The 25,493-nt window shown below is 41.4% G+C and carries 21 protein-coding genes; 12 read left to right on the top strand and 9 right to left on the bottom strand.

The annotated features are described in order from the left end of the window. Positions 1-10: 10 nt before the first annotated feature. The 8 genes from ACQ2HE_RS00350 to ACQ2HE_RS00315 all read right to left on the bottom strand — a co-directional run bounded on the left by ACQ2HE_RS00350 (position 11) and on the right by ACQ2HE_RS00315 (position 8,311). On the bottom strand, positions 11-661 hold the full coding sequence (locus ACQ2HE_RS00350) for a tetratricopeptide repeat protein (RefSeq protein WP_430895665.1): 651 nt from the start codon (positions 659-661) through the stop codon (positions 11-13). 82 nt (positions 662-743) lie between these two features. Beyond that, positions 744-2,702, bottom strand: coding sequence for an alpha-L-arabinofuranosidase C-terminal domain-containing protein (locus ACQ2HE_RS00345; protein WP_430895667.1), 1,959 nt, complete (start codon positions 2,700-2,702; stop codon positions 744-746). A gap of 5 nt (positions 2,703-2,707) precedes the next feature. Next, a complete protein-coding gene (locus ACQ2HE_RS00340) occupies positions 2,708-4,246 on the bottom strand; it encodes an alpha-N-arabinofuranosidase (RefSeq protein WP_430895669.1) in 1,539 nt (512 codons plus the stop codon). A gap of 12 nt (positions 4,247-4,258) precedes the next feature. Further along, positions 4,259-5,134 (bottom strand): Nif3-like dinuclear metal center hexameric protein, encoded by an 876-nt coding sequence (locus ACQ2HE_RS00335; protein ID WP_430895671.1) that lies wholly within the window; start codon positions 5,132-5,134, stop codon positions 4,259-4,261. 16 nt (positions 5,135-5,150) lie between these two features. Continuing rightward, positions 5,151-6,356: a mannonate dehydratase gene (gene uxuA / locus ACQ2HE_RS00330; protein WP_430895673.1), complete on the bottom strand. Its 1,206-nt coding sequence runs from the start codon at positions 6,354-6,356 to the stop codon at positions 5,151-5,153. A gap of 292 nt (positions 6,357-6,648) precedes the next feature. After that, complete coding sequence (locus ACQ2HE_RS00325; protein ID WP_430895675.1) at positions 6,649-7,059, bottom strand: arsenate reductase ArsC; 411 nt, start codon at positions 7,057-7,059, stop codon at positions 6,649-6,651. A 19-nt stretch (positions 7,060-7,078) separates the two neighbouring features. Then, complete coding sequence (locus tag ACQ2HE_RS00320; RefSeq protein WP_430895677.1) at positions 7,079-7,924, bottom strand: arsenite methyltransferase; 846 nt, start codon at positions 7,922-7,924, stop codon at positions 7,079-7,081. Between the two features lie 54 nt (positions 7,925-7,978). Continuing rightward, positions 7,979-8,311 (bottom strand): ArsR/SmtB family transcription factor, encoded by a 333-nt coding sequence (locus ACQ2HE_RS00315; protein WP_430895679.1) that lies wholly within the window; start codon positions 8,309-8,311, stop codon positions 7,979-7,981. A 125-nt stretch (positions 8,312-8,436) separates the two neighbouring features. On the opposite strand from ACQ2HE_RS00315, the gene ACQ2HE_RS00310 reads away from it, so the two are divergent. From ACQ2HE_RS00310 to ACQ2HE_RS00255, 12 genes are all read left to right on the top strand, one after another. After that, entirely contained in the window at positions 8,437-10,902 is a 2,466-nt protein-coding gene (locus ACQ2HE_RS00310) for a TonB-dependent receptor (RefSeq protein ID WP_430895681.1), read from the top strand. A 115-nt stretch (positions 10,903-11,017) separates the two neighbouring features. After that, positions 11,018-11,236, top strand: coding sequence for a hypothetical protein (locus tag ACQ2HE_RS00305; RefSeq protein ID WP_430895683.1), 219 nt, complete (start codon positions 11,018-11,020; stop codon positions 11,234-11,236). 50 nt (positions 11,237-11,286) lie between these two features. Beyond that, on the top strand, positions 11,287-13,692 hold the full coding sequence (locus ACQ2HE_RS00300) for a zinc-dependent metalloprotease (protein ID WP_430895685.1): 2,406 nt from the start codon (positions 11,287-11,289) through the stop codon (positions 13,690-13,692). Between the two features lie 73 nt (positions 13,693-13,765). Next, positions 13,766-14,524, top strand: coding sequence for a glycosyltransferase family 2 protein (locus ACQ2HE_RS00295; protein ID WP_430895687.1), 759 nt, complete (start codon positions 13,766-13,768; stop codon positions 14,522-14,524). 43 nt (positions 14,525-14,567) lie between these two features. Then, positions 14,568-15,437, top strand: coding sequence for a glycosyltransferase family protein (locus ACQ2HE_RS00290; RefSeq protein WP_430895689.1), 870 nt, complete (start codon positions 14,568-14,570; stop codon positions 15,435-15,437). A gap of 7 nt (positions 15,438-15,444) precedes the next feature. After that, on the top strand, positions 15,445-16,347 hold the full coding sequence (meaB, locus tag ACQ2HE_RS00285; RefSeq protein ID WP_430895691.1) for a methylmalonyl Co-A mutase-associated GTPase MeaB: 903 nt from the start codon (positions 15,445-15,447) through the stop codon (positions 16,345-16,347). Positions 16,348-16,386: 39 nt separating this feature from the next. Further along, positions 16,387-17,031 (top strand): LON peptidase substrate-binding domain-containing protein, encoded by a 645-nt coding sequence (locus ACQ2HE_RS00280; RefSeq protein WP_430895693.1) that lies wholly within the window; start codon positions 16,387-16,389, stop codon positions 17,029-17,031. Positions 17,032-17,051: 20 nt separating this feature from the next. Continuing rightward, positions 17,052-17,783, top strand: a complete 732-nt coding sequence (locus ACQ2HE_RS00275; protein ID WP_430895695.1) for a type III pantothenate kinase — start codon at positions 17,052-17,054, stop codon at positions 17,781-17,783. After that, positions 17,776-19,068 carry a hypothetical protein gene (locus ACQ2HE_RS00270; RefSeq protein WP_430895697.1) on the top strand — a complete coding sequence of 431 codons (1,293 nt, stop codon included), beginning with the start codon at positions 17,776-17,778 and terminating at the stop codon, positions 19,066-19,068. Before ACQ2HE_RS00275 ends, ACQ2HE_RS00270 begins: the two co-directional genes overlap by 8 nt. 3 nt (positions 19,069-19,071) lie before the next feature. Then, complete coding sequence (lptC, locus tag ACQ2HE_RS00265) at positions 19,072-19,650, top strand: LPS export ABC transporter periplasmic protein LptC (RefSeq protein WP_430895699.1); 579 nt, start codon at positions 19,072-19,074, stop codon at positions 19,648-19,650. A gap of 153 nt (positions 19,651-19,803) precedes the next feature. Continuing rightward, positions 19,804-20,793 carry a potassium channel beta subunit family protein gene (locus ACQ2HE_RS00260; protein WP_430895701.1) on the top strand — a complete coding sequence of 330 codons (990 nt, stop codon included), beginning with the start codon at positions 19,804-19,806 and terminating at the stop codon, positions 20,791-20,793. A gap of 102 nt (positions 20,794-20,895) precedes the next feature. Then, a complete protein-coding gene (locus ACQ2HE_RS00255) occupies positions 20,896-23,583 on the top strand; it encodes a formylglycine-generating enzyme family protein (RefSeq protein ID WP_430895703.1) in 2,688 nt (895 codons plus the stop codon). On the opposite strand, the gene ACQ2HE_RS00250 is transcribed toward ACQ2HE_RS00255, so the two are convergent. After that, positions 23,580-25,109 carry a lamin tail domain-containing protein gene (locus ACQ2HE_RS00250; RefSeq protein ID WP_430895705.1) on the bottom strand — a complete coding sequence of 510 codons (1,530 nt, stop codon included), beginning with the start codon at positions 25,107-25,109 and terminating at the stop codon, positions 23,580-23,582. The genes ACQ2HE_RS00255 and ACQ2HE_RS00250 overlap by 4 nt on opposite strands. Between the last annotated feature and the right edge of the window lie 384 nt (positions 25,110-25,493).

Raw genomic sequence — 25,493 nt, 5'->3', positions numbered from 1 at the left:
AACTCAAAGCTTATCCCGGAATACGGTTGATGTATTTTTCAATCTCTTTGATTTGCTTCACAATTTCAGGACTAGTAGGTTTTAATGCTTTTGTTTTTCTAAAGAATTCCTTTGCTGCTCTGAATTCTCTCTTGTTCATCATAATAGTACTCATTTGCAAATAGGCTGCTGCTTCGTTTTCTTTATCAGGCAATCCCTCGCGAATGGCTTGACGGATATAGCTTTCGCCTTGTTTCATATTGCCCTTTTGAAGAGAGATCATACCCATTTGAAGCATGCTGGCTCCCTTTACTTCTTTCATTGGTGAGCCCAAGTCCAATCCTTTCTTCATCATTTGTTCAGCACCATCAAAGTCTTGGCGCATCATCGCCATTTGACCTTTAACTGTATAATAAGCTGAACGAATGGGTTTGTATAACAAATTAGGGAAACGAATGCTATTCAATACTTGTTCGGCGCCTTCCATATCACCGGCTTCCAAATACTCTTGAATGATGCGTAAGGGTCCAATAAAAAAGTGACCGGCGATCAAAATTACGCCTACAAAATGTGCGGGGAAGCCTGGCCAGAAACCGGCGTTCAAGTTCACTACTACACCCAATGCAATCAACGCCAAACCAATATAAAGGCGGTAACGAATAATAATATTATAGAATTTCATAAAAAAGCCCCTGTTACGAAAAGACGCATCAGGGGCACAAAACTACATAATTTAACGGTATTGGAAACTGCTTTCTAACTACTTAATTATCAATGGGAATCTTCAAAACTGTAAACGAGTAAGGAGGGCACTCATAAGGGAGGCTATTCCCTTTACTGTTTATTATGATCTGTTCAGGAGTTACGGCCGTTGGTTTCGCAAATGTGTTGTAAAGGTCAATATTGTTTTTTAGGACCTGACCTTTAATCAATGCTTTTGCAGAAACCGTGCCTTTAATCATGAATTGAATCGGCTGCGCTTTTGGTAATGTATTTACAATTTTAATGATCAATTCTTTGCTGGCAGTGTCTACCACGGCGCTGGCATACAAACTGTCTTTTCCTGCAAGCGGCTGATTGTTTTCAAGAATCTTTACGCCATGAGTTCCTCGATTGGTTGAATACATTTGTTGTACAAAGTAATTGGCAGTAGGAATACTCCATAAACTATTGAACCAAATTAAGTCGGGGCTCCATTGCCACGCATCGGCGTGTGCCAGTAGTGGCGCATAAGAGGCCATTCTTACCACATCGGCATTCCGTTCTAATCCCGTCATGAAGGCCGCTTCACTCATGGCGGCAAACCAAGTGCTTCTTGCCATGCCATCTGTATTGGGTATATGAGAAGCGTATTCTCCTGCAAAAATTTTGGGACCATTGCGGTCATAGTTATCATACCTGCTAGCCGATCTGAAAAAGAAAGAAGGCGGAGCGTAGTAGTGTTCGTCTAATATGTCGGCCCCTAATTTTCTCAAACGGGGGTTAAGGTAATTAAACAAATCACCACCTGAAAAGGGGCCAACACTTGATACCAATTGGATCTCGGGATATTTTTTGTGAATGGCATCTGCAAATACAGTGTAACGCTCTAAGTATTGTTCGCCCCATTGTTCGTTTCCAACTCCCATAAATTTCAACTCAAAAGGAGCAGGATGTCCCATTTGTGCTCGCAAACTTCCCCATTTCGATTTTGCGTCTCCTTTTGCAAATTCAATCAGGTCAAGCGCATCTTGAATATAGGGTTGCAAGTCGTCTATCTGAACCAATTCGGCAGTGTTGAATTGACAGGCCATTCCACAGTTTAAGATCGGTAATGGACTGGCGCCAATATCTTCAGCCAACAAGAAGTATTCATAAAATCCCAATCCGTAACTCTGAAAATAGTCTGGAGCATCGCGGTATTTGAATTCAGTATTCCATCTGTTGATTTGCGGAACACGATCGCGCAATGCGCCAACTGTTTGTTTCCATTGATAACGGTTGCTTAAGTCACGTCCTTCTACAATACAACCTCCGGGGAACCGGATAAAGCCCGGTTTTAAATTCGCCAATAATTGAACCAAATCTCTTCTTAATCCACCGGGTCTGTTTTTCCAGGTATCTGTTGGAAACAGTGAAATCATATCAACGTCAACATTCCCTGCTTTTGAAAAGTGAAGCAACAAACTGCCTTTCGGATTGGTTGCACTGCTTTTGATTGTGGCGGTATAAGTTTTCCACTGATTCCCTTCAATTTTAATGCTGGCTTTTCCGATTGTCTTTTTATTCGAATCTAAAAGACATACTGTTAAGTCCGTTGCTTTTAGTTCTTTCAATCTTGCGTCTATGCTAAACTGATAGCTTTGCCCCTCCTTAAATCCCATGCCTCTAAATCCTTCGTTGCTAAAGGCAAAGCCTGAACTATCATTAGAAATTCGAAGTTGAGCGTAGCGACTGTTGGCACCTGCCTGATTCATAATTAAGATGATGCCGTTTCTATTGTTCTTTTCGTCAATATCCCAGCCCATCAAGGGTTCATTGAATTGAAAGGAACGGTTTTTCACCATTTCGGCATAGATACCACCATCCGCAGCAAAGTTGATGTCTTCAAAAAAGATCCCCCACATATTGGGGGATATATCGAATGACTTGGCGGTGGCGTCTACCTGCACCAGATGAGGTGTTTGAGCAATTCCTACATAGTAAAGGAAGCTTGCCAACAAAACTGTTAGGAGTCTTTTCATAGTTCTTATTTCAAAGTCAAAACAACAACGCTTAGTTTCGGAAGCGTCACTACCAATTCATTTCCTTCTTTTTTAAAGCCAGAGAATCCAGTAATCGAAACTTGATTTGGTTTTTCAAAACTATTTACGGAGTTGAAAGCCGGTGCAGTAAGAATTTCACCAGTGGCTCCATTCCATTTTAAGTCGTTTAAAGAAAGGCGAATGGTTTGAGCTTTGTTAGCATCGATGTTTACAAAACTAATATGGATCGCGCCGGTTGAATCTTGCGAGGCAGAGGCATTCACTGCCGGAATTTTTTGAGTACCACTTTGGTAGTCGGGGCTGGTGAAATTCAACTCCAAAAGAGTAGCGTCTTGATGTACTTTGAATAAATCGAATACATGATAAGTAGGAGTGAGAATCATTTCTCTTCCCTTGGTCAAGATCAGCGCTTGTAAAACATTGATTGCTTGCGCTAAGTTTGCTAAACGAACGCGATCGGCGTGTTTGTTGAAAATGTTTAAGGTGCTGGCTGCAATCAATGCATCGCGCATACTGTTTTGTTGATACAAAAATGCAGGATTAGTGCCGGGTTCTACATCCGTCCAAATGCCCCACTCATCAACGCAAAGCGCCACTTTTTTGTTAGGATCGTAACGATCCATGATTGTACTGTGTTTTGTAATCAGTTCATCCATGCGCAATGCTTTTTGCATGGTTGTAAAGTAGATTGGTTCGTCAAATACAGTAGCCGAGCCTTTTTTATTCCAATCGAACGGTAAAGTGTAGTAGTGTAATGAAACGCCCCACATCATATCGAGTGGAATCTTTTTCATAAGTGTTTCAGTCCAATTGAAATTCCAATCACTGGCGCCAGAAGCAATTTTTTTCAATGTGGCATCTGGGTAATCTCTGCAATAAGTAGCATACCTGCGGTATTGGTCAGCATAGAAATCAGCAGTCATTGATCCGCCGCAGCCCCAGCTTTCATTTCCAACTCCCCAAAACTGAACATTCCAAGGTTTATCTTGACCGTTTTGTTTTCTTAATTGCGCCACAGAACTGCTGCTTGGTGAGTTAACATATTCCACCCATTTATTCATTTCTTCTACTGTACCGCTTCCTACGTTGGCAGATAAGTAGGGTTCTGTTCCAATAAGCGTGCAAAGTTCAAGAAACTCATGTGTTCCGAAGCTATTGTCTTCCGTTACATTTCCCCAATTGGTGTTAACCATTCTGGGGCGTTTATCGCGAGGGCCAATTCCATCTCTCCAATGGTATTCGTCGGCAAAACAACCACCCGGCCAGCGGAGGTTAGGTATCTTAATTTTTTTCAATGCCTCCACAATGTCTAATCGAATACGGTCTTTTTTAGGTACGCCCAAAGTATCGCTCACCCAGAAGCCATCGTATATACAACGACCTAAGTGTTCTGAAAAATGGCCATAAATATGACGGCTGATTTGAGGTGCATCGGCTTTTTTGTACATGGTCATTTTAGTTTGTGACCATACATTGGAAACCAGCGATACCAAAAGAGCGGCAACTACGATTTTCTTGTTCATGTGTTTGTTTTATTATAACCAAGTAAAAGGATCTTTTGAAGCAATATGAGTTACTTTCAGTTCCGGTACTTTCTTCTGCAACCATTCACTTACCCATTCCATACCCGGTTCTTCGCTTACCGAGTGCCCCAGCACAACTAAGGCAGTTTTATGTTGCAAGGCCAACCCGTCTCTGATGTATTCAATAGTTTCCCATTCAATGCCTTCGCCAATAATCAATACGTCAGGTTGTTCTTTTTCAATAGTACTCATATGAGCCGCTGAGCCCCAAGCCCCTGGCATAATTGCAATCTTAGTGCAGGCATGGGCATCGGAACCAATGTAGCGCAGCATTTTTAGGGAAAGACTTTTCTTGCAGTGTTTCGCTAGTTGTTTCAATTCCATTGTTGGAATGTCGAATACAAACTTTCCATTCTTATAATATTCAAGCCAACCTAATTTTCTGAGCAAACCATAGGTAATTGCATCCGGATTAATTCTATGGCAATAGTCGTGGTATCTGAAAATGGTGATGCCCTCTTTTTCCATTAACGCATCTTTGTCACTTATAACTGAGTTATTAGCGATCAAATTTTTCTTGTCGTCGCCATTGAAATAAGTGGGCTCGTGAACTACAATTAAATTGGCTTTTAAAGAAGCTGCTTGTTTTATAACTTCTACAGTCGGAAACATGGTGGTTACAATTCCTGTTACCGGCGCGTCTGCTTTACCAAATTTTATTGTGTCTACAGTTGTGGGCAAACGAACGCCTTTCGCTTCGGCAATTAGGATATTTATAATATCCTGAACCGTGTAGTTTTTTTGATGGAGGGCCAAAGCTTGATCGTGAAGCAGCAAAGCTCCCGCGCTCAAAATAGATGCGTTTTTGAGAAAGTGTTTCCGATTCATATAGAAGCTTTCGTTTTTAGTTCGATGTTGATCGCGCAATAGCGATTTCCATTCCACGTATCTCTGCCAAACCTCTCAATCTACCAATAGCAGTATAACCCGGATTGGTTTTCTTTTTCAAGTCGTCGAGCATTTGATGTCCATGGTCCGGACGAACAGGAATGCTGATACCTCTTTCTTGTTGAATGGCGTAAACGCGCTTAATGATTTCATAAAAGTCGGCATCTCCTTCTAAATGGTTGTCTTCATAAAAATCACCCCATTCGTTTCTCTTGGTATTTCGCAAATGGAGGAAGTGGATGCGCTCTCCAAATTGGGTTACCATTGAAGGTAGATCATTATCGGCTCTTACCCCATAGCTACCCGTACAAAAACATAATCCATTAGTGATATCAGGAATAGCTTTGATCAGATAGTCAATATCGGAAGCTGTGCTCACTACTCGAGGAAGACCAAGGATGGGGAAGGGGGGATCGTCGGGGTGAATGGCCAATACCACGCCACATTCTTTTGCCACAGGCACAATTGCTTTTAGGAAATGTACCAGATGCTTTCTCAAAGTATCGGCATCAATTTCTTTATAAGGCTCCAATGCTTTTTGGAATTGATCGAGGGTGAATGATTCTTCACTGCCCGGTAGCCCTGCAATTATGTTTTTTTGAAGGAGAGTTTTCTCGTCTTCGGTCATGCTCTCCCACTTTTCTTGTGCTCGAATCAATTGGTCATTGGTATAAGAGGCTGCCGCCAACGGACGCTGTAACATGAAACAATCAAACGCTATGAATGCTGCCATTTCAAAACGCAATGCCTTACTGCCATCTTCTACTTCAAAAGACAAATCGGTCCTGGTCCAATCTAACACTGGCATGAAATTATAGGTAACTATTTTCACGCCACAGGCAGCTAAATTCCGAATCGATTCTTGGTAGTTGAGAATGTATTGTTCGAAACCGGTTGTTTGTGTTTTGATGGCCTCATGAACCGGAATGCTCTCTACTACGCTCCATTTTAGTCCGGCCGCTTCTATGATTTCTTTTCTTTTTTGAATTTCTTCGATAGACCAAACTACTCCGTTAGGAATGTGATGTAGTGCGGTAACTACCCCCGTGCAACCTGCCTGTTTAATATCTGCTAAACTAACCGTATCATTCGGGCCGAACCAGCGCATGGTTTGCTCCATTAAAATTCCGGCATTTTTATATGTTGGCGCATTCGTTATCATACCTCAGAATTGTCCTTAAAAATAAGAAAACTTCTTTTTATTTGAAGCATTCTTCAGAAAAAGTGTAAAAATGACAATTATTTTAATATCGGATGCTTATACTCGGATAATTTGAATGGTGGTTTGAATTAAAATATAAGTTGTTGTGTGAGTAGTTGGTTGGCTGAAAATGGCAGTATCAAATTGTGCTCGTTAGCCTAACTGTTGTTCTGAAGTTCAGTTCACTCACATTTCCAGCAGGTCCCAATTATTAATTCTTAATTATTAATTAAAAAAGGCCCGAAGGCCTTTTTTATAAGTGTGTGTCTACAAAATTCTTGCAATACTCTTTGATTTGGGCTCGTACGGACGCAAAGGCCGCCGTAATTTCAGCTTCTGTTCCTGTGGCTTTTGCCGGGTCAGGAAAATTGTAATGAAATTTTTGAGCTTTACTTGGGAATACCGGACAGCGTTCTTTTGCATTGTCGCAAACGGTAATGATGTAATCAAAATCAATTCCGGTGTATTCAAGCACATTATTTGAAGTATGCCCACTAATGTCGATGCCATCTTCTTTCATGGTGGCAATGGCTTTCGGATTTACTCCGTGGGTTTCTACTCCGGCACTGTATACAGTGGCTCTGTTCCCTGCAAAATATTGCAAATAACCATGTGCAATTTGACTTCTACAACTATTTCCTGTACAAAGAATAAGAATGTTCATATGAAAGTTTTGTGTTTAATTAGCAACAACCCGGAGCACAACAAGCTTTTTCCTCCTTGGTTGGTTTTTCGGCATATACGGTAATGCTAAAAATACCAAACTGACCTGATTTTACTTCCTGAATTTGCGCTTCAGTTAAATATTTTGAAAGAATGTCGTCCGGTATGATGATTGGCTTTGATTTTTGAACTTGGATGTTTTTAAAGCCATTTGACTCAATTAATTCAAGGTATACTTGTTTCTGAATGGCACCCGATACACAGCCGGCATACATTTCAGCTTCGTTGCGCAATCCATCAGGGAGCTTGCCTTCAAGTACTACATCTGAAATGGAGAAGTGAGCGCCTGGTTTCAGTACACGATAGATCTCTTTGATCACACCATCTTTATTTGGAACCAAATTCAATACGCAATTGCTCACAATTACATCGGCTACATTAGAAGTGATGGGCATTTGCTCTATATCGCCCTGACGAAATTCTACATTGTTATAACCAAGTTTGTCGGCATTGGCTCTCGCCTTTTCAATCATGGCCGGGGTAAAATCGATTCCAATTACTTTACCTGTTTCGCCTGTTTCAGCTCTGGCAATAAAGCAATCGTTTCCTGCTCCGCTTCCTAAGTCCACTACTACATCTCCTTTTTTAATACCTGCGTATTGAGTAGGCAAACCACATCCTAGTCCGAGATCTGCGTCGGCAGTATAACCTTCCAGTCCGGTGTAGTCGTCTGTCATAATATTATACACTTCTGTAGAGCAGCATCCGCTTCCGCAGCAGGAAGAGGCATTTGTTTCTTTCGATTGTTGAGCGATCTCGGTATATTTTTCTCTTACCAGATCTTTCAATTCTTGATCCGTTGTCATCTTTTTAATTTTTTAATGTTATCGTAATATTGCGATTGATTTGGCCAAAAAAAATCAACCGCAGTTGTTGCAAGGTTTTTCGTAGCTATCGAAAAACTCATTTAGCATGGCTTGTGCGCTCGCCCAATTGGTTTCATCAATGCAATAACAAATGCTTGTGCCGTCGATATTTCCTTTGATGATGCCCGCTTCTTTCAATTCTTTTAAATGTTGTGAAACGGTACTTTGCGATAAGGGGAGCTCGTCTACTATATCACCACAAATGCACGCTTTTTTGCTGATCAGCAAGCGAACAATTGCTACCCGAGCCGGATGTGACAAGGCTTTGGCGATTTTCGCCACGCGATTGTCTTTTACTGAAAATTCATCTGCTTTAGTTGCGCCCATATTCAAATTTATATCGCAATATTACGATGATGTTTGGAAACTCCAAATTTTTTCTTTCTTTTTTCGAAAAATTGTACAACCTTTTTTCTCCTATCTTGTTTATAGGCTTCACAGAATACCTTACCATGAATTCACGAAATGTCTTTGTTCTTGCTTGTTTTCTATTTATATTTCAATTAGTTACGCTTACTGCTCAATCACAGAGTTCAGGGCGCATTTCCGGAAAAGTGACTAATAAAGTGACAGGAGTAGCCCTTTCGGGAATTTCGATAATTGTTCAACCCGGGGGAAGGGGATTGGTAACCGATTCCCTCGGTGCCTTCCGAATTTCGGGGTTGAATTACGGGGCTTATTCTATTTCAGCCAGCTCAATTGGTTATAAACCAACCACCCTTTACAATCTTAACCTTACTTCCGGTAATGAACTCACCCTTTCAATAGAATTGGAGCCGGAAGCAACCGAACTGAAAGAAGTGGTGGTAAAAACAACCAAACGTACCGCTCGGGTAGCCACTCTGGAAACACCTTTGAGTGTTCAAAAACTCACTACAGAAGAAATTAAAGCGAATCCGGGAGGAAATTTCGATATCAGTAAAGTAATCCAAACCCTTCCCGGTGTGGGCGGTGGTGTAGGTGGCGGAGGTTTTAGAAACGATATCATTATTCGCGGTGGCGCACCAAATGAAAATGTTTTCTATTTGGATGGAATTGAAATTCCGGTGATCAACCACTTCCAAACACAGGGCAGCGCAGGTGGGCCACAGGGCATTTTGAATGTTTCGTTTATTGAAGAAGTGAAACTCAGTACTTCTGCTTTTGATGCTCGATACGATAACGCGGCGAGTTCAGTATTCCAGTTCAAACAAAAAAACGGTAATCCCACCAGAATTCAAGGTAACATACGTTTAAGTGCAACCGAATTAGCGGCCACTTTAGAAGGGCCGCTCTCTAAAAACAAGAAAACAACTTTCTTGGCTTCGGCCCGTCGCTCATATTTACAATTACTTTTCACGGCTTTGGATCTTCCCATTCGACCCAACTATTGGGACTTTCAAACGAAGGTTACGCATCAATTCAATAAGAAAACAAGTCTTTCGGTTCTCGCCATTGGTGCTATTGATGAATTCAGTTTTGCAGTTCCAAAAGAAGCAAGCCCAGAAAAAGTATACATATTGAATTCTAACCCTCTTATCAATCAATGGAACTATACTGTAGGTATTACATTGAAGAAACTAGTGAACAGAGGCTATTGGAACCTGGCTTTGAGCAATAACAATTTCGATAATAAGATTGATCGTTATGAAGACAATCAGTTGAAGGATCCAAACCAACAAACCTTGAGATACCGTTCTCAAGAGAAAGAATGGAAACTGCGTTGGGATATCAATCAATCAAAAAATGGCTGGCGTTGGAGCTACGGTGCCATGGCTCAATTGGCCGATTTTACTAACAATACCTACAGCGTGATTCGCAAACAGGTTACCGATGCAAACGGTGCAGTGCTTCAACCTGCTGTGATTGTAAATTTCAATAGCCCTTTGGGAAATTTTTTTAAATACGGAGCCTTTGCGCAAGTATCGAAGCGTTTACTGAACAATCGTTTGGGTTGGAGTGCCGGCATTCGTACTGACATGAATAGTTTTACAACCAACGGCGCTGATGGTTTGAGAACACTTTCTCCAAGAATGAGTTTAAGTTATGTGTTGAGTGATCGTTGGACTGCCAATGCTTCTATTGGACGCTATTATAAAATTGCACCGTATACCATTCTTGGGTATGCAGATAATAACAACAACTTGGTAAATAAAAATGCCGACTATTTGCAGAGTGACCATTTTGCAGCGGGGCTTGAATTCTTACCAAACGATGGCTTACGTTTCACATTGGAAGGCTTCTACAAGAAATATGGCAACGTACCTGTTTCGGTTAGAAACGGAATTTCTTTGTCGAATTTGGGCAGTGATTTTAATGTATTGGGAAATGAGGCTGTTACCACCAATGGAAAAGGCCGGGCTTATGGCTTTGAATTTTTTGCGCAAAAGAAATTAACGGAACGCTTCTTTGGAATTGTTTCCTATACTTTTTATAGAAGTGAATACACCGGCAATTCAGGCATCTACATTCCAAGCAGTTGGGACAATCGTCATTTGCTGAGCATCACAGGAGGCTATAAATTCAAAAAGAACTGGGAGTTAGGTTTGAAATTCCGTTATCAAGGGGGGGCTCCCATTACACCATATGATTTGGCTGCTTCTCAACTCAACTATCTTAGTTTAGGTCAAGGAGTATTGAATTATGCTTTGTTAAATACGCAACGGTTGGGCGCATTCAATTCCAGTGATATACGCATCGATAAAAAATGGAACTTGAAAAGAACAACTCTTGATCTGTTTTTAGACATCACCAATTGGTATGGTGCGCGCACCAGTGAACAAGATAGCTATAGCTTTACAAGAACAGCAGATGGTAAGAATTTCGTTACTACAGACGGTCAAGCGATAAAGGCAGATGGTTCCAACGCCATTCCAACTTTCATCAATAATAGCAGCGTGCAAGTAACGCCCACCATCGGGTTTATTGTTGAGTTTTAGAAGTTCATTCGGGTACAAGGCTATAACAATCAATTCGCTAGTGAACAATATTGAATTCTTGAGGGTTAATTCTTAATTTGATCTGTATCTTTGTAACCTCAAATCAATTTTTTACATGAAAACAGCTCGAATTCTGGTGATGATTCTTTTGGTGGGAATGCTGCTTTCTATCTCTGTTGACGTGGCTGCCCAATGTTCTATATGTACAAAAACAGCCTCTCAATTGGGCGAAAAGCCCGCTAAAGCGCTGAACGGTGCCATTGTTTACTTGGCTGCAGCTCCTATTTTGATCATGAGTTTTATTGGCTACCGCTGGTGGAAACACAATCGATAGTGAATTATGCTTAGGTTAGTTTTCAGTAACTTAGGCAAAATTCACTGTATATGTTCAGAACACTGCTTCTCCTATTACTTCCCCTGTCTCTTTGGTCGCAAACCCTTCCTACTATTGAGGAAAAGACGAAAAATTTTACAAAAACTGATGGATTTTTCCCTATTTATTGGGATGAACCTTCCGGAAAGTTATATGTAGAAATTCCTCAAATGAATACCCAATACCTGTATGCCATGTCGCTGCCGGCCGGTTTGGGGTCAAATGATATTGGTTTAGATAGAGGCCTAATGGGCGGAGGTAGAGTAGTGGTTTTCTCTAAAATCGGAAGAAAAGTGCTGATGATCCAGCCCAATTTCGATTACCGAGCTACCAGTTCCGACCCGGCAGAAAAAAGAGCCGTAGATCAGTCTTTTGCCCAATCGGCTCTGGCTGGATTTGCAGTTGAAGCCCAATCGGGCGATCGTACGTTGGTAGACATGACTGATTTCTTATTGCGCGACGGAATGCAAGTTTCGAATCGCTTGAGAAGAATGCAACAAGGAAACTATTCACTCGATAAATCACGTTCCGCGCTGTATTGGCCTCGTACTAAAAATTTCCCTTTAAACACAGAAATTGAAGTAACACTTACCTATGCCAGTGCTGATGGTTCTGCCGGCAATTATGTTCAAGAAGTGGCGCCTTCCACCGAAGCCATCACGCTTCGAATGCATCATTCATTTGTACAGCTGCCCGATGCCAATTACAAACCACGCCTATTTGATGCGCGTTCTTCTTTTATCAACACCAGTTATTTCGATTACAGCACACCGGTATACGAACCTATCGCGAAATACTTCGCTATTCGTCACCGCCTTCAGAAGAAAGACCCAAAAGCGAAAGTTAGTGAAGCAGTAAAGCCGATTGTATATTATCTCGACAATGGCACGCCTGAGCCCATTCGCTCTGCTTTGTTAAAAGGAGCACAATGGTGGAATCAAGCCTTTGAGGCAGCGGGATATAAAGATGCATTTCAAGTTCAAATATTGCCGGATTCAGCAGACCCTATGGATATTCGTTATAATATGATCAATTGGGTACATCGTTCTACCCGTGGATGGAGTTATGGTGCTTCTGTAGTAGATCCTAGAACGGGTGAAATCATCAAAGGTCAAGTGAGCTTGGGTTCGTTGAGAGTGCGTCAAGACTATTTGATCGCGCAAGGCCTGCTGGCGCCTTTCGAGAAAGGATTGCCCAAAGATGATCCTATGTTGAAAATGGCCTTAGAGCGTTTGGAACAATTGGCAGCACATGAAGTAGGACATACATTAGGATTGATGCACAACTATGCTTCCAGCGTTAACAATAGAGCCAGTGTGATGGACTATCCTCACCCATTGATCAAACTAAAACGTAATGGCGATATTGATCTTACAGATGCATACGATCACAAGATTGGGGATTGGGACAAGGTTGCCATCACATGGGGATATCAAGATTTTGCAGAAGGTTCAGATGAGGCAAAGGAATTGAATAAGATATTAACCGATGCTACCAAAAAAGGATTGCAGTTTATCAGCGATCGCGATGCACGCGCACCCGGTGGTGCTCATCCGCAAGCCCATTTATGGGATAATAATACGAGTGCTGTAGATGGATTGAAAGAAGTGGTAGCGGTAAGAGGGAAAGCACTCTCGAAGTTTGGAATCAATTCCATTCGTCCCGGTCAACCTATGGCCTTTTTGGAAGATGCCTTGGTTCCCGTATACCTCTATCACCGCTATCAAGTTGAAGCGGTTACTAAAATTGTGGGTGGCTTGAATTATACCTATGCATTAAGAGGCGATGGTCAACTGATAACTGGTGCTATTCCCAAAGAAAAGCAATTGGAGGCCTTAAATGCGACTTTGGAAACTCTTCAACCCGAGTTTTTGGAATTGCCTGAATCAATTGTGAATTTGATCCCTCCGCGTCCGGCAGGATATGATTTCACGCGCGAATTGTTTAAAAAGAGAACCGGATTAGTATTTGATCCTTTGGCGGCTGCTGAAACCGCGGCTGATTTGCCTTTGAGCTTCTTGTTTAACAGCGAACGCTTAAGCAGATTGGTTCAATTCGAAATGAAAGGAGGGTTAGGGTTAAACGATATGCTGCAAAAAACATTGGACGCTACTTGGAGAGCACCTAGGGTTAGTGGTACCAAACAATTGATTCAACAACAAACAGAACAGTTGGTGCTAACGTACTTGTTGGCTTCCAGCATCGATGAAAATGCGAGCTTCTCTGCACGTGCAGTGGTAAAGAAAGTGCTTGAAGATCTGAAGACCTATATAGAAGAAAAAAAGAAAGCGCCGGGGAATGATAGTTATGCGGCGCATTTAGTGCTGGCGCTCGACAGAATGAAAGCACCGGAAAAAGCAAAGCCTACCATTCATGCGGCCATTCCTCCGGGAGCGCCTATTGGATGTGAAGAATAAAAAATAGAATGAAAGTATTGAGAAGGGAAGCAATTGCTTCCCTTCTTATTTTGAATAGCCTTAATTTCGCAGCATGCTCTCAGTAGTGATCATCACATTTAACGAAGAAAAGAACATTGAACGCTGTCTGGCTTCTGTAAAGGGCTGGGTAGACGAGATCATAGTGTTGGATTCATTTTCTACTGACGCAACAGTGTCAATAGCCACCGAAATGGGAGCAAAAATCAGTCAACAGAAATTTGCAGGGTATATTGAGCAAAAAAACGATGCGCTGAATTTGGCTACCGGTGACTGGGTGCTTTGTTTGGATGCTGACGAGGCTATTGATGAACAATTGAAAGCTTCCATTTTGCAAGCGATTCAACAAGAAAAGGTTCTGGCTTTTAAAATGAATCGTTGCACCAATTACTGCGGCAAGTTTATCAAACATGGTTCTTGGTATCCCGATCGCAAGCTTCGATTGTTTAAACGAGAACTTGGGAAATGGGGAGGCATCAATCCGCACGATGAAATTATAATGAGCAATGCCGAAGCGCCCTCCTTACTGCAAGGGGCTATTCTTCATTATTCTTACAATACACTTGAAGAACATATTCAGCAGAACAACAAGTTCAGTACCATATCTGCTCTTGCTTATTACAATCGAGGCAAAAAGGCGAGTTGGTTTAAAATGATCGTTAACCCATGTTGGGCCTTTTTACATGGATATATTTTCAAAGCCGGCTTTTTAGACGGGTTTGAAGGATATGTAATTGCTAAAAATGTAGCGCATCTCACGTTCTTGAAATACTATAAATTATACGCCCTGCACAAAGGCATTCCGGTAAAATAAAAGCAACTCAATACAGCCTAACAAAGCGTAAGTTTGCAACATCATGAAGATCTCAGGATTTACTATAATAAAGAACGCTGTAAAGAATGACTATCCGATAGTGGAAGCCATTACTTCTATCCTCCCGGTTGTAGATGAGATGATTGTTTCCATTGGTGATTCGGAAGACGATACCGAGGGATTGATTCGTTCTATCAATTCTCCCAAAATTAAGATCGTACACTCGGTATGGGATCCTTCCATTCGTTCAGGTGGAACCATTTTAGCAGTAGAAACCAATAAAGCGTTCGAGCATATTTCACCGGATAGCGACTGGGCTTTTTATATTCAAGCCGATGAAGTGGTGCATGAGAAATACCATACGGCTATTAAAGAAGCGGCTCTTCGATACAAAGATGATCTGCGTGTAGAAGGATTGTTGTTTCACTATACCCATTTTTACGGCACTTACGATTATGTAGGTGACAGCCGTCGCTGGTATCATAAAGAGGTTCGCATTATTCGCAACGATCGGAAAATTCAAAGCTTTCGAGATGCACAAGGTTTTCGAGTGGGTAACCGAAAGTTAAATGTTAAACAGATCGATGCATACATCTATCATTATGGTTGGGTGAAAAGCCCCCAACAAATGTTGCAGAAGCAGAAGAATACAGTGGGATTCTGGAGTGATCAGGAAGATGTAAACAGACGTATTCAAGAACAACAAGTATTTGAATTCTCCGATTTTGATTCCTTGGCTTTGTTCGAAGGCACGCACCCTGCAGTTATGCAACAAAGAGTAAAAGAGAAAAATTGGGACATTCGTATTGATATTTCGAAGAAGAAATTTTCTTTTAAGAATAGAGTGTTGTATTGGTTTGAAAAACAAACAGGCCTTCGTTTGTTTGATTTTAAAAATTACAAGATCATTTAGGGAATTCATGTCGGCAGCCATTATTCAACATGTAAAATCCGGTGACATCAAAGCACTAGCGCGTTCTATTTCGATGATCGAAAATGAAGCGCCCGGCTATGAAGAGTTGTTGCTGGAGTCGGCCGCTACCGCGGTGCCTATTATTGGCATTACCGGTCCTCCGGGTGCCGGTAAGAGCACTTTGGTGGATGGTTTGATCAAGCAGATTGTTGAAGCCGGAAAAAGGGTTGCTGTATTGTGTGTAGATCCTTCTTCTCCCTTTAATTTGGGAGCATTGTTGGGCGATCGAATTAGAATGAGCAATTGGTACACACATCCCAATGTATACATTCGCTCTTTGGCTTCTAGAGGCGCATTGGGTGGATTGCATCCTAAAATTGTGGAGATCACCGAGTGGCTCAAAGCTGCTCCTTTCGATTACATAATCACAGAAACGGTGGGCGTAGGTCAAAGTGAAGTGGAGATCACCGGTTTGGCCGATCTAACAGTAGTAGTGGTAGTTCCGGAGGCAGGTGATGAAGTACAAACCATGAAGTCGGGCATAATGGAAATCGCCGATTTGTTTGTAGTGAACAAGGCAGATCGTCCGGAAGCAGATCAATTCGTTCGAAATCTTAGGTTAATGTTGGCTCCTGCTTTTCATCGTTCCCAAATAGAAATACCCGTTGTAAAAACCATTGCTTCTACCGGTGAGGGGCTTGGTGAATTGTGGGCTGCCATTCTAAAGCAATTGAGCTTGCAGTCATTTAATGAACACAAGTCTTGGTTGTTGGCTGAAAGAGCCTTTCAATTGATTCAAGCCCGACGCATGAAAGGCGTGCATAAAGAAGTCATCAAAGAAATGATAGCAAAAGAGTTGAAGGAAGGGTCCTTTAATCTCTATCAATTTGTAAGCAAGATGGATAATTGAGTGTTATTTATAGTAAATTAATAGTTCTATTAGTGGCGTATGACGAATTTCATTCCTATTTTTCCTTTAGGCATTGTAGTGTATCCCGGAGAGAAACTCCATTTACACATTTTTGAACCCAGGTATAAACAATTGATTCGTGAATGCCATGCCAGTGGCAAAACATTTGGTATTCCATCTGTTGTTGGCGATCGATTGCAAGAATATGGTACTTCGGTAAAACTGGTTGAAATTGTAAAAGAGTATGAAAACGGAGAGATGGATATTAGAACGGAAGGACTTCAAGTATTCCGAATTTTAGAAGTGGTGAAAGCAATTCCTGATAAGCTTTACAGTGGTGCTATTGTGAATTATCCCAATAATGCCACGTATTACAGCGATCGCACCATGATTCAAAAAATTGTTGCAGGTATCAAAGAATTGCATCGTTTGCTGCAAGTGTCGAAGGATTTTAAGAAACCGGAGCAGGAATTAGGAGCATATGATATAGCGCATCATATGGGATTGTCACTAGAAGAAGAATACGAAGTGTTGGGGCTGTTTGAAGAAAAGCAACGTCAAGAGTACCTTCGCCGACATCTGCAAAAAGTATTACCAATGTTAGCAGAAATGGAAAAGTTGAAGGAGAAGGTAAAATTGAACGGCCATTTCCGAAATCTCTCACCTTTCGATTTAAACCTCTAGTTTTACGAAAATTTTTCAAATTGTCGACCTGCACTATTTGCTTTGATTTTGGAAATACTCGAAAGAAATGCGCGGTATTTCAAGACAGAGAATTGACGGAAGTGATTGTTCTTCCCGATGATTCCAATGAAACCATTCAGGGGTTATTAGGCCGCGTGAAGCCTCAAAAAACCTTGCTATCATCGGTGGTGAATCACAATCCGGAATTAGAAACCATCTTAGCCTCTCAAACCCGTTTTCATAAACTCAATCATCTATCTAAAATCCCGATTACCACTCCGGTAGGTAAACCCGAAACCATTGGTGCCGACCGGTTGGGGCTGGTGGTAGCTGCCCGAGACCTCTTTCCTAATAGCAATAACTTGGTAATTGGCCTCGGATCGGCCATTACCTATAATTTCATCAATAAGAATCATGAGTTCTTAGGAGGGGGTATTTCCCCTGGTATGGAGATGAGATTCAAGAGTTTACATCAATTAACGGCACTTCTTCCTTTGGTTGAAAAAGACTGGAATTTCCCCCTGGTAGGATACGATACCCGTACCAATATTTTAAGTGGAGTCATCCTTGGAATGGCCAAGGAAATAGACGGTATGATAGACGCTTACAAGGAAAAATATGATAACTTTAACGTCCTCATAACCGGGGGCGATGCGGCCTATTTTGTCTATCACTTGAAAAACAAGATATTTGCGGACTCTAACTTAATCTTTAAAGGCCTATATGCAATCAGTGAGTTTAACAATGACTAAGAGAATCAATGTGTTAGCACTTATTTGCTTCGGATTGATCTCTGGGGTAAAGGCGCAAACACTTAACTCCCCCTATTCCCGATATGGTATAGGCAACACCTTGAGCAATCAAAACATCCTAACCCGTGCAATGGGAGGGGTGGCTTCAGCTTATGGCGACTATCAAACCATCAATTTCTACAATCCGGCATCTTATGGCAATCTTCAAACCGTTACCTACGATGTTGGATTAGAATTGGAAAACTTGACAATCCGTTCTTTCAATCCTGTTCAGAAATTCTCAAATGCCAGTCCTATCATTTCAAATGTGAATTTGGGCATTCCATTAAAAAAGAATGGTGGCTGGGGCTTGGTTTTTGGTTTACGCCCCAACAGCAGAATTGGATACAAAGTATTAAAAAGCGAGCGTCTCAATTTTGGCTCCGGTGCTACCGACAGCGTTTCAACTTTGTTTGAAGGCAATGGAGGAACACAACAGGTATTCTTAGGAACCGGTTTTAGAATCAAGCGTTTTACATTTGGAGCGAACTTGGGATATATGTTTGGAAGCAAAGATCACAGCACACGCCGCATTTTTATTAATGACAGTTTGTTGTATGCCAAATCAAACAGCGAAACAAAGTCTAACTTTTATGGCTTTGTGGTAAATGCAGGAGCGCAATACAATGCGAAGCTGAATAATAAATATGTTCTTCGCATGGGTGCTCAAGCAACCTTGCAGCAGAATTTAAAAGCGACCCGTGATGTAGTGCGTGAAACATACAATTACGATGCAAATGGCGCTGAACTTCGAATTGATAGTGTGTATGCAGTAGCCGGTCAAACAGGAAGAGTGCAATTGCCTTTAAGTTATAGTGCCGGTTTTATTTTGGATAAAAGTGGTCAATGGCAAATTGGAGTTGAATACGCTGCAGCTAAATGGTCGAAGTATCGTTATTTCGGCGAAACTGATCAAGTTCAAGATAGTTGGGAAATCAGAACAGGTGGACAGTTGATTCCTAAAGCAGGTAAATCTTACTGGGGAAGTGTTGCCTACCGCGCAGGGTTTAACTACGGTGTTGACTACATTGCTGCTGACGGCGATCTTAAAAAATTCTCCTTTACTTTCGGCGCCGGTTTGCCAATGCGACGTGTAACCTATACAAATCAATTTAGCATTATCAATACGTCTCTAGAATTCGGACAAAGAGGCACCAATGCCAGCTTGGTAAAAGAAAACTTTGTTCGTTTTTCAGTTGCTTTCTCAATGAGCGATATTTGGTTCATTAAGCGTAAGTACGATTAACAAATGCAAGTAACGAAGTCAAATACTTTCAAATTAGTAAAAGCAGCTTTATTGGTAAGCTGCTTTTTTATGTTTTCCTGTGAGAATGATCAGAAGCAGGTGGACGAAATGTTTAGCAAAAAAACAGCGGTGGAAGAAGCTGCAGGTGTTGAGAGTTATCTGAGTCAAGGCGGAAAAGTTAAAGCGAAACTAACGGCGCCTTACATGCTTCGCTATTTGATTGATTCACCTTATCTAGAATTCAATCGAACCCTCCATGTAGATTTTTACAACGATTCTAATCAAGTTGAAAGCATCCTTGATGCACATTACGCTAAACATAAAGAATTTCAGAGAACTGTTTTATTGCGCGACAGTGTTGTGATCATAAACAAAGTAAACGGCGATACCCTTAAAACCGATGAACTTTGGTGGGATCAAAACAAACAAGAATTTTATACCGATAAAGTGGTTCATATCTATCAAAGAACCGGCTATACCATCGGGAAATTCGGACTTCGCGCCAAACAGGATTTCAGCGAATGGTGGATCCTAGGGTCTTCCGGTCAGCGAATGGTGAGTGACGATGGCATTCCACAGTAAGGCCATTTCAACCTGATGATCCAAAAGGCAGTTCACTGCCCTTTCAAATCTCTTTGCCACTTCTTAACAATTAATTCTTCCTGTGTTAGAACCCAACAAGGGTTAAATTTGTAATTCACTAATCAACAAATCCTCAAATCAACTAATTAATATATGGAATACCGTAGAATGGGCCGTTCCGGCCTCCAATTAAGTGTGCTGAGCTTTGGTAGCTGGGTAACCTTCCACAAACAAATTGAAGATGGAACCGCAGATACATTGATGGGAATGGCTTATGATGCCGGCATCAATTTTTTCGATAATGCCGAAGCCTATGCCTTGGGCGAAAGTGAGAAAATGATGGGCCGCGTATTGAAACAAAAAAATTGGGACAGAACTTCCTATACCCTCTCTTCAAAAGTATTTTTCGGTTGGAGGGGAAAAGCAAACAAGCCCAATCAAACAGGGTTGAGCAGAAAGCACATTGTAGAGGCTTGTCACGAAGCCCTCGGTCGCTTGCAAACCGACTATCTTGATATCTTTTTCTGTCATCGTCCCGACCCTACTGTTCCCATTGAAGAAGTAGTGTGGACGATGCACAACCTTATTCAACAAGGGAAAGTTTTGTATTGGGGAACCAGTATGTGGAGCGGCGCTGAAATTATGGAGGCACACCGAGTTGCACAGCAATATCATTTAATTTGTCCGGTTGTAGAACAACCTCAATACAATATGTTCGAGCGTTTTAAAATGGAGCAGGATTATGTGCCGGTTTTTAGAAATGTTGGATTGGGAACTACTATTTGGAGCCCATTAGCAAGTGGATTCTTGACTGGAAAATACCTCGATAAAGTTTCTGAAGATTCAAGATTGAACATGCCCGGATTCGAGTGGTTAAAAGAGCGTTGGGTACAAGAAGAAAAGATTGAAAAGGTGAAAAAACTATCGGTTTTGGCGAAAGAACTAAATGTAAGCTTGGCTTCTCTTTCTATTGCTTGGACTATCAAGAATCCGGATGTAACAACGGCTATTTTAGGTGCTACCAAACCGGAACAATTGACAGAGAACTTAAAAGCATTGGAGGTGCTACCCCTGCTTACTCAAGAAATAATGGATAAAATTGAAGCCATTCTTCAAAACAAACCGATTCTAGTATTGGTATAACAATCGATTGATAGTACTTAGATATTCCGCAGGTCTAGAAACTTACCTGCGGAATTTTTTTTAATTCAAGGCTCTTAGTACCTTTTTGGAAATTTTGGGTTCATGCGATTCCTACTACTGCTGTTGCTCCTACCATACACCGTTTTTACACAATCGAATTATTTCTCCCTTGAAGTCAATAAAACCGTGTATTATTTCAATGCGAATCAAACAAAACAGGCGGGGCTTTCCTTAACAGTTATCATTCCGGATACCGCGGGATTGCGTTACTATAATTTAACCAACACTTCGAATGATACGATCGTTATTCGAAACATGGTGCCTAGTGGAGTAAGTGCAGGCAATGTTTATATTACCGGAATGGGTGAGCATGGACTTAGTAGGTCACATCTTTTTATTCCCGGAAAAAAGCCTGTAAATGTAGTGTTGCCCGATAATGCATGGGAGTTGGGCTTCAGTTGCTCAGCAAATTATGTAGAATCGGGTAAGGCTCTTTTAGTTAGAAGAGATCGTGCTAGTATCACAAATGGCCAAAGGCGAAGATTCGAAACCATTCTTTATCCCGGAGGCTCGGTTCGATACATCGAACACGAAGAGGTTTACTCCGGCAACTGGCAGGATGCCCTTCGAATTGTTTTTCAATACAGAAAACTCTATGATATTGGGCATTTCGATAATGCGCTCTTTGAACGAAAAGATTTGTCGTGGATGCGTCATAGCTATGTTATTCATTTAATTCAAGCTTGGGATAAATTCTACTACGATATCAGTGATAAGAAATTTCATTTGAATGAATTTGAGGCAAAAGCGAAATCATTGTATGGAGGCAATGAGGTAATTGGCATTTGGCCAACCTGGCCTTCTTTAGGACTGGATCAAAGAAACCAATTTGACCTTTTTCGTGATTTACCCGGAGGAACGGCAGGCTTGAAAAAGCAAGCGAAAGAACTTCGTGCCGTGGGAACTCGATTTTTTGTTTGCTACAATCCATGGGATGAAAGTACAAGAGCAGAAGGACATTTAGCCGGTATAGGTAAGTTAATTGAAACCACTGATGCCGATGGAGTGGTGTTGGATACAAAAGGAGAATCGAGTAAAGAATTGCAAGAAGCAGCCGATAAAGTGAAACCGGGTGTAATTATGTACAGTGAAGGAATGGCTGTTCCGAAAGATATGCCAGGCATTGTTTCAGGTAGAGTACACAATGCACTGTACTATGTACCCATGTTGAATTTGTGTAAATTCATAAAACCCGATTTTGCCATTTTTCGGGTAGCTGAACTTTACAAAGAACCGATCAAACGAGAATTTGCAACTTCTTTTTTCAATGGATATGGAACAGAGCTCAATATTTTCGCTCCTGGGCAACCTGAATGGGTAGACGAACAATACCGGTATCTAGGAGCCACTTCAAGAATTTTACGCGAGAATACCAAAAACTTTACTGAAGGAACTTATACACCGTTGCTGCCAACTTCACACGATCAAATTTGGGTGAATGAATGGGCCGGCGCTTCCAAAACATTGTATACAATCTATTCTTTGATTCCGGAAGGCTTTACCGGAGATTTGTTTGAAGTAGAAGAAAAACCGGGATATCATTTTGTAGACCTCTGGCATCATGAATTATTGAAGCCGAGTTATAAAGCCGGGAAAACCTTTATTCCTGCAAAAACAACCGCATTCAATGCCTCTTATTTAGGAACCAATAATGAAGGTGAAGTAGATGCCATTGCACAACTACCTCAATTGATTCAATCAGCACTTCGAGGCGATCAATTGATCATTAAAGTTCCAAAAGGATACGAGTTTCAGTTGTGGACTACTACAACTTCTTACAGTCAAAAGCCTTTAAGCTGGAACTCTTGCGATACTGCCATTTCCCTGTACAAATCAATTGGAAGGTTTGAAGGAAAATTGATTCTCCGATTGTTAAAAAACAATGATTTAATTGACGAAACCATTCAAACGATACAGCCCGGAAGATCCAGAAAAATAAGCGATGTTCCTGTTGTTGGTGGTGCTGCAAAGAGTTTGAATACGATGGCATTGATTCCGGCAGGAAGTTTTGTGTTTAAAACAAGTCATGGCGACGACTTCATTCCCTATCCAACAGAGAATGAAGGTGAACAAGTGCAACTGCCTTCATTCTACATGGATCGTTTTCCGGTGACGAATGCGGAGTACTATGCTTTCGTTAAAGCCTCGCGTTACATTCCATCTGATACCAATCGTTATTTAAAACATTGGGTAAAGGGAAAGTACAAACCTGAAGAAGCGAATTATCCGGTTGTTTACGTTAGTTACGAAGATGCCAAAGCCTATGCGATATGGGCCGGGAAACGCTTGCCAACTGAAATAGAATGGCAATATGCAGCTCAAACTCCTGCCATGAACGAATGGCCTTGGAAGCAAACAAACCCTGTTTCAAGAAAGGAAACACCTGTTACCGAAACCTTGACTACCATTTCAATTGAAGGCATCGACAGTACCTATTGTAATTTAGGTGATGGAAAACTTTATAGTGTTGGCTCCTATCCGAAAGGCGCAAATCCATATGGATTGCAAGATCTTACCGGATCGGTGTGGCAGTTAACGAACGACGAGTACATCAATGGAAGTTATCGCTATATTATCATGAAAGGAAGCTCCTATTTTAAGCCTTCAGGAAGTTGGTGGTATGTACAGAGCGGTCCTCGTGAATTGCACTATCGACAGTATTTGTTGCGTATTGATCAGGGTTTTGAGAGAAATGCAACAGTTGGATTTCGATGCATGAGACCCTATTAGTTGTTTCTTCGAACAATGGTTTTCGCTGGCAATGTTACCATACCTTTCTTAGTTTTCATTTGAATAAAATAGACGCCTTCGGGTAGGTCTGTTACATTAAACGCCCAAAGATTGGTTCCGGGTTGAAGCCTGTTCTGATGTGTTTTCACTATTTGTCCGGTTACTGTTACAAATTCGATGAGTACTTCCTCTGAAATAGAATGATGATCATATTCAATTCGAACAAGATTGTTGGCCGGATTAGGGCTCACTAGTAATTCTGAACTGCTTCTGTTCGATACAAGGTAAATGTGGGAAGAGTATACATAAGACCCTGCTTTTGTTTTAATGATGATCCGATAATATCCGGATCGATTAAGCGGGCTGATCCAAAAGTAGTCTTGCTGGCCGATACCTTTTGATGACAAACTATCCATCGGAATAAAGGTTGTACCATTTTGAGACCATTCAATTGTGTATTGCTGAATAAGTTCCCCTGATGGGCTTGACCAATTCAAGTAAATATTGTTGTTCTTAAGTGTCCCTTGGAAGCTTGTTAATAATTCGGGTAGAATATAACCGTTACAGTCAAGAATATTAAAATATACAATTTGGTCACTGCACCCGCTAGCCGGTGTCATTTGTAGGCGATACCTGCCCGGTTGCATGCCACTTACATTTACATTTGGAGAAGAATTATCGGTACCTGTTGTATAAGAGTCTGTTAATTCAAATACATTGTCGTTATCTGTGTCGTAGGCTAGTATATAGCTTACAGGAAACAACGTACCGGATCCGCTCAATAATACACTGACGGCGCCATTATTCGTACAACCATTGGGTTGAGTAATGCTCAGTGTAGCGGTTACAGAGGCCACATCGCCCGTAGTATTGTTCGAGGCGCCACCGCTTTGTTGAGTATCTTTCACCCAGCCACAATCACCATCTAAAATTCGAGCGAAACTATTACCCCTACCGGTAGATTGTCCAATGGTTTCATATGTAATTGAATAAGAAGTCAAGTTGAATGTTTGTGCGCTACAACCGCTGATGCTAGCGGTTGTAATGGAGCTAGAAGATTCAGCCGGCAAAGCTCTAACCACCGCATCAATAACTTGCATTGATGAGTTTAGCAACACTACTTGTTCATTAGCCGACCCGCCATCTGTAAAGAATCCATCTCCGGTAGTTGGTATGGTTCCACTAGTACAGCCGCAGGTGGTCCAGTTCAGGTCTACCGTAACGGCATTGTTGATATTTGCACAGCCCGAGGCAATGGTGTTTTGTCCGGATATTACATAGAACTGCCCTGGTTGTAAAATGGTATTGGCCGGAATGGTAACGCTGAAGTCTCCGTCGGTTAAAACGTAACATCCAATGTTAATGGGTCCAGGCCCCATATTGGTAAGTTCAACAAATTCGGAAGTAACGCCACATGAGTTGTTCGGCCATGGTAGGTATTCGTTGATTACTACGCGACCTTGCGAATACGCTAATACGGGGAATATTAGGCAAAGAAGAAGACCATATAGTTTTCCAAAAGGCACGGTAGGATTTTGAGTAAAATACGGCGAGCAAAGCCGCACTGCAAGTGGATCCTAAAAATTTTTAGGCTACTAATGGTTTTCTTTGAGGTATAGAAACAAAAAAACCTGAAGTGGAAAATCTTCAGGCTTTTTAAAAACGTTTTGTACGAAACCTTAACGGCTATTCATAGGTACAAATTTACGTTTTTCAGAGTTACTTGGATCGCGAACGGAATCTTGGATTTTAAACGGTCTCTTGAACGATGTTCGAACTGGTTTTTCTTTTTGGACTTTTGGACTTTACTGTGTTTTTCTTAGGACTAATTGGATATTGGTCTTTCTTGGACTTTGGATTGGTTCTTCTTGGATTTTGGATCGTCCGTGTTCATCATTCAATCAACAATA

Source organism: Endoryza foliicola, from assembly GCF_050589245.1.
Lineage (GTDB): Bacteria > Bacteroidota > Bacteroidia > Chitinophagales > Chitinophagaceae > Endoryza > Endoryza foliicola.
This window is presented reverse-complemented; position numbering and strand designations above follow the sequence as displayed.

Excerpts from the sequence above, each read along its gene's own strand:
- ACQ2HE_RS00350 (WP_430895665.1), bottom strand. The coding sequence starts at position 661 with ATGAAATTCTATAATATTATTATTCGTTACCGCCTTTATATTGGTTTG.
- ACQ2HE_RS00345 (WP_430895667.1), bottom strand. The coding sequence starts at position 2,702 with ATGAAAAGACTCCTAACAGTTTTGTTGGCAAGCTTCCTTTACTATGTA.
- ACQ2HE_RS00340 (WP_430895669.1), bottom strand. The coding sequence starts at position 4,246 with ATGAACAAGAAAATCGTAGTTGCCGCTCTTTTGGTATCGCTGGTTTCC.
- ACQ2HE_RS00335 (WP_430895671.1), bottom strand. The coding sequence starts at position 5,134 with ATGAATCGGAAACACTTTCTCAAAAACGCATCTATTTTGAGCGCGGGA.
- uxuA (WP_430895673.1), bottom strand. The coding sequence starts at position 6,356 with ATGATAACGAATGCGCCAACATATAAAAATGCCGGAATTTTAATGGAG.
- ACQ2HE_RS00325 (WP_430895675.1), bottom strand. The coding sequence starts at position 7,059 with ATGAACATTCTTATTCTTTGTACAGGAAATAGTTGTAGAAGTCAAATT.
- ACQ2HE_RS00320 (WP_430895677.1), bottom strand. The coding sequence starts at position 7,924 with ATGACAACGGATCAAGAATTGAAAGATCTGGTAAGAGAAAAATATACC.
- ACQ2HE_RS00315 (WP_430895679.1), bottom strand. The coding sequence starts at position 8,311 with ATGGGCGCAACTAAAGCAGATGAATTTTCAGTAAAAGACAATCGCGTG.
- ACQ2HE_RS00310 (WP_430895681.1), top strand. The coding sequence starts at position 8,437 with ATGAATTCACGAAATGTCTTTGTTCTTGCTTGTTTTCTATTTATATTT.
- ACQ2HE_RS00305 (WP_430895683.1), top strand. The coding sequence starts at position 11,018 with ATGAAAACAGCTCGAATTCTGGTGATGATTCTTTTGGTGGGAATGCTG.
- ACQ2HE_RS00300 (WP_430895685.1), top strand. The coding sequence starts at position 11,287 with ATGTTCAGAACACTGCTTCTCCTATTACTTCCCCTGTCTCTTTGGTCG.
- ACQ2HE_RS00295 (WP_430895687.1), top strand. The coding sequence starts at position 13,766 with ATGCTCTCAGTAGTGATCATCACATTTAACGAAGAAAAGAACATTGAA.
- ACQ2HE_RS00290 (WP_430895689.1), top strand. The coding sequence starts at position 14,568 with ATGAAGATCTCAGGATTTACTATAATAAAGAACGCTGTAAAGAATGAC.
- meaB (WP_430895691.1), top strand. The coding sequence starts at position 15,445 with ATGTCGGCAGCCATTATTCAACATGTAAAATCCGGTGACATCAAAGCA.
- ACQ2HE_RS00280 (WP_430895693.1), top strand. The coding sequence starts at position 16,387 with ATGACGAATTTCATTCCTATTTTTCCTTTAGGCATTGTAGTGTATCCC.
- ACQ2HE_RS00270 (WP_430895697.1), top strand. The coding sequence starts at position 17,776 with ATGACTAAGAGAATCAATGTGTTAGCACTTATTTGCTTCGGATTGATC.
- lptC (WP_430895699.1), top strand. The coding sequence starts at position 19,072 with ATGCAAGTAACGAAGTCAAATACTTTCAAATTAGTAAAAGCAGCTTTA.
- ACQ2HE_RS00260 (WP_430895701.1), top strand. The coding sequence starts at position 19,804 with ATGGAATACCGTAGAATGGGCCGTTCCGGCCTCCAATTAAGTGTGCTG.
- ACQ2HE_RS00255 (WP_430895703.1), top strand. The coding sequence starts at position 20,896 with ATGCGATTCCTACTACTGCTGTTGCTCCTACCATACACCGTTTTTACA.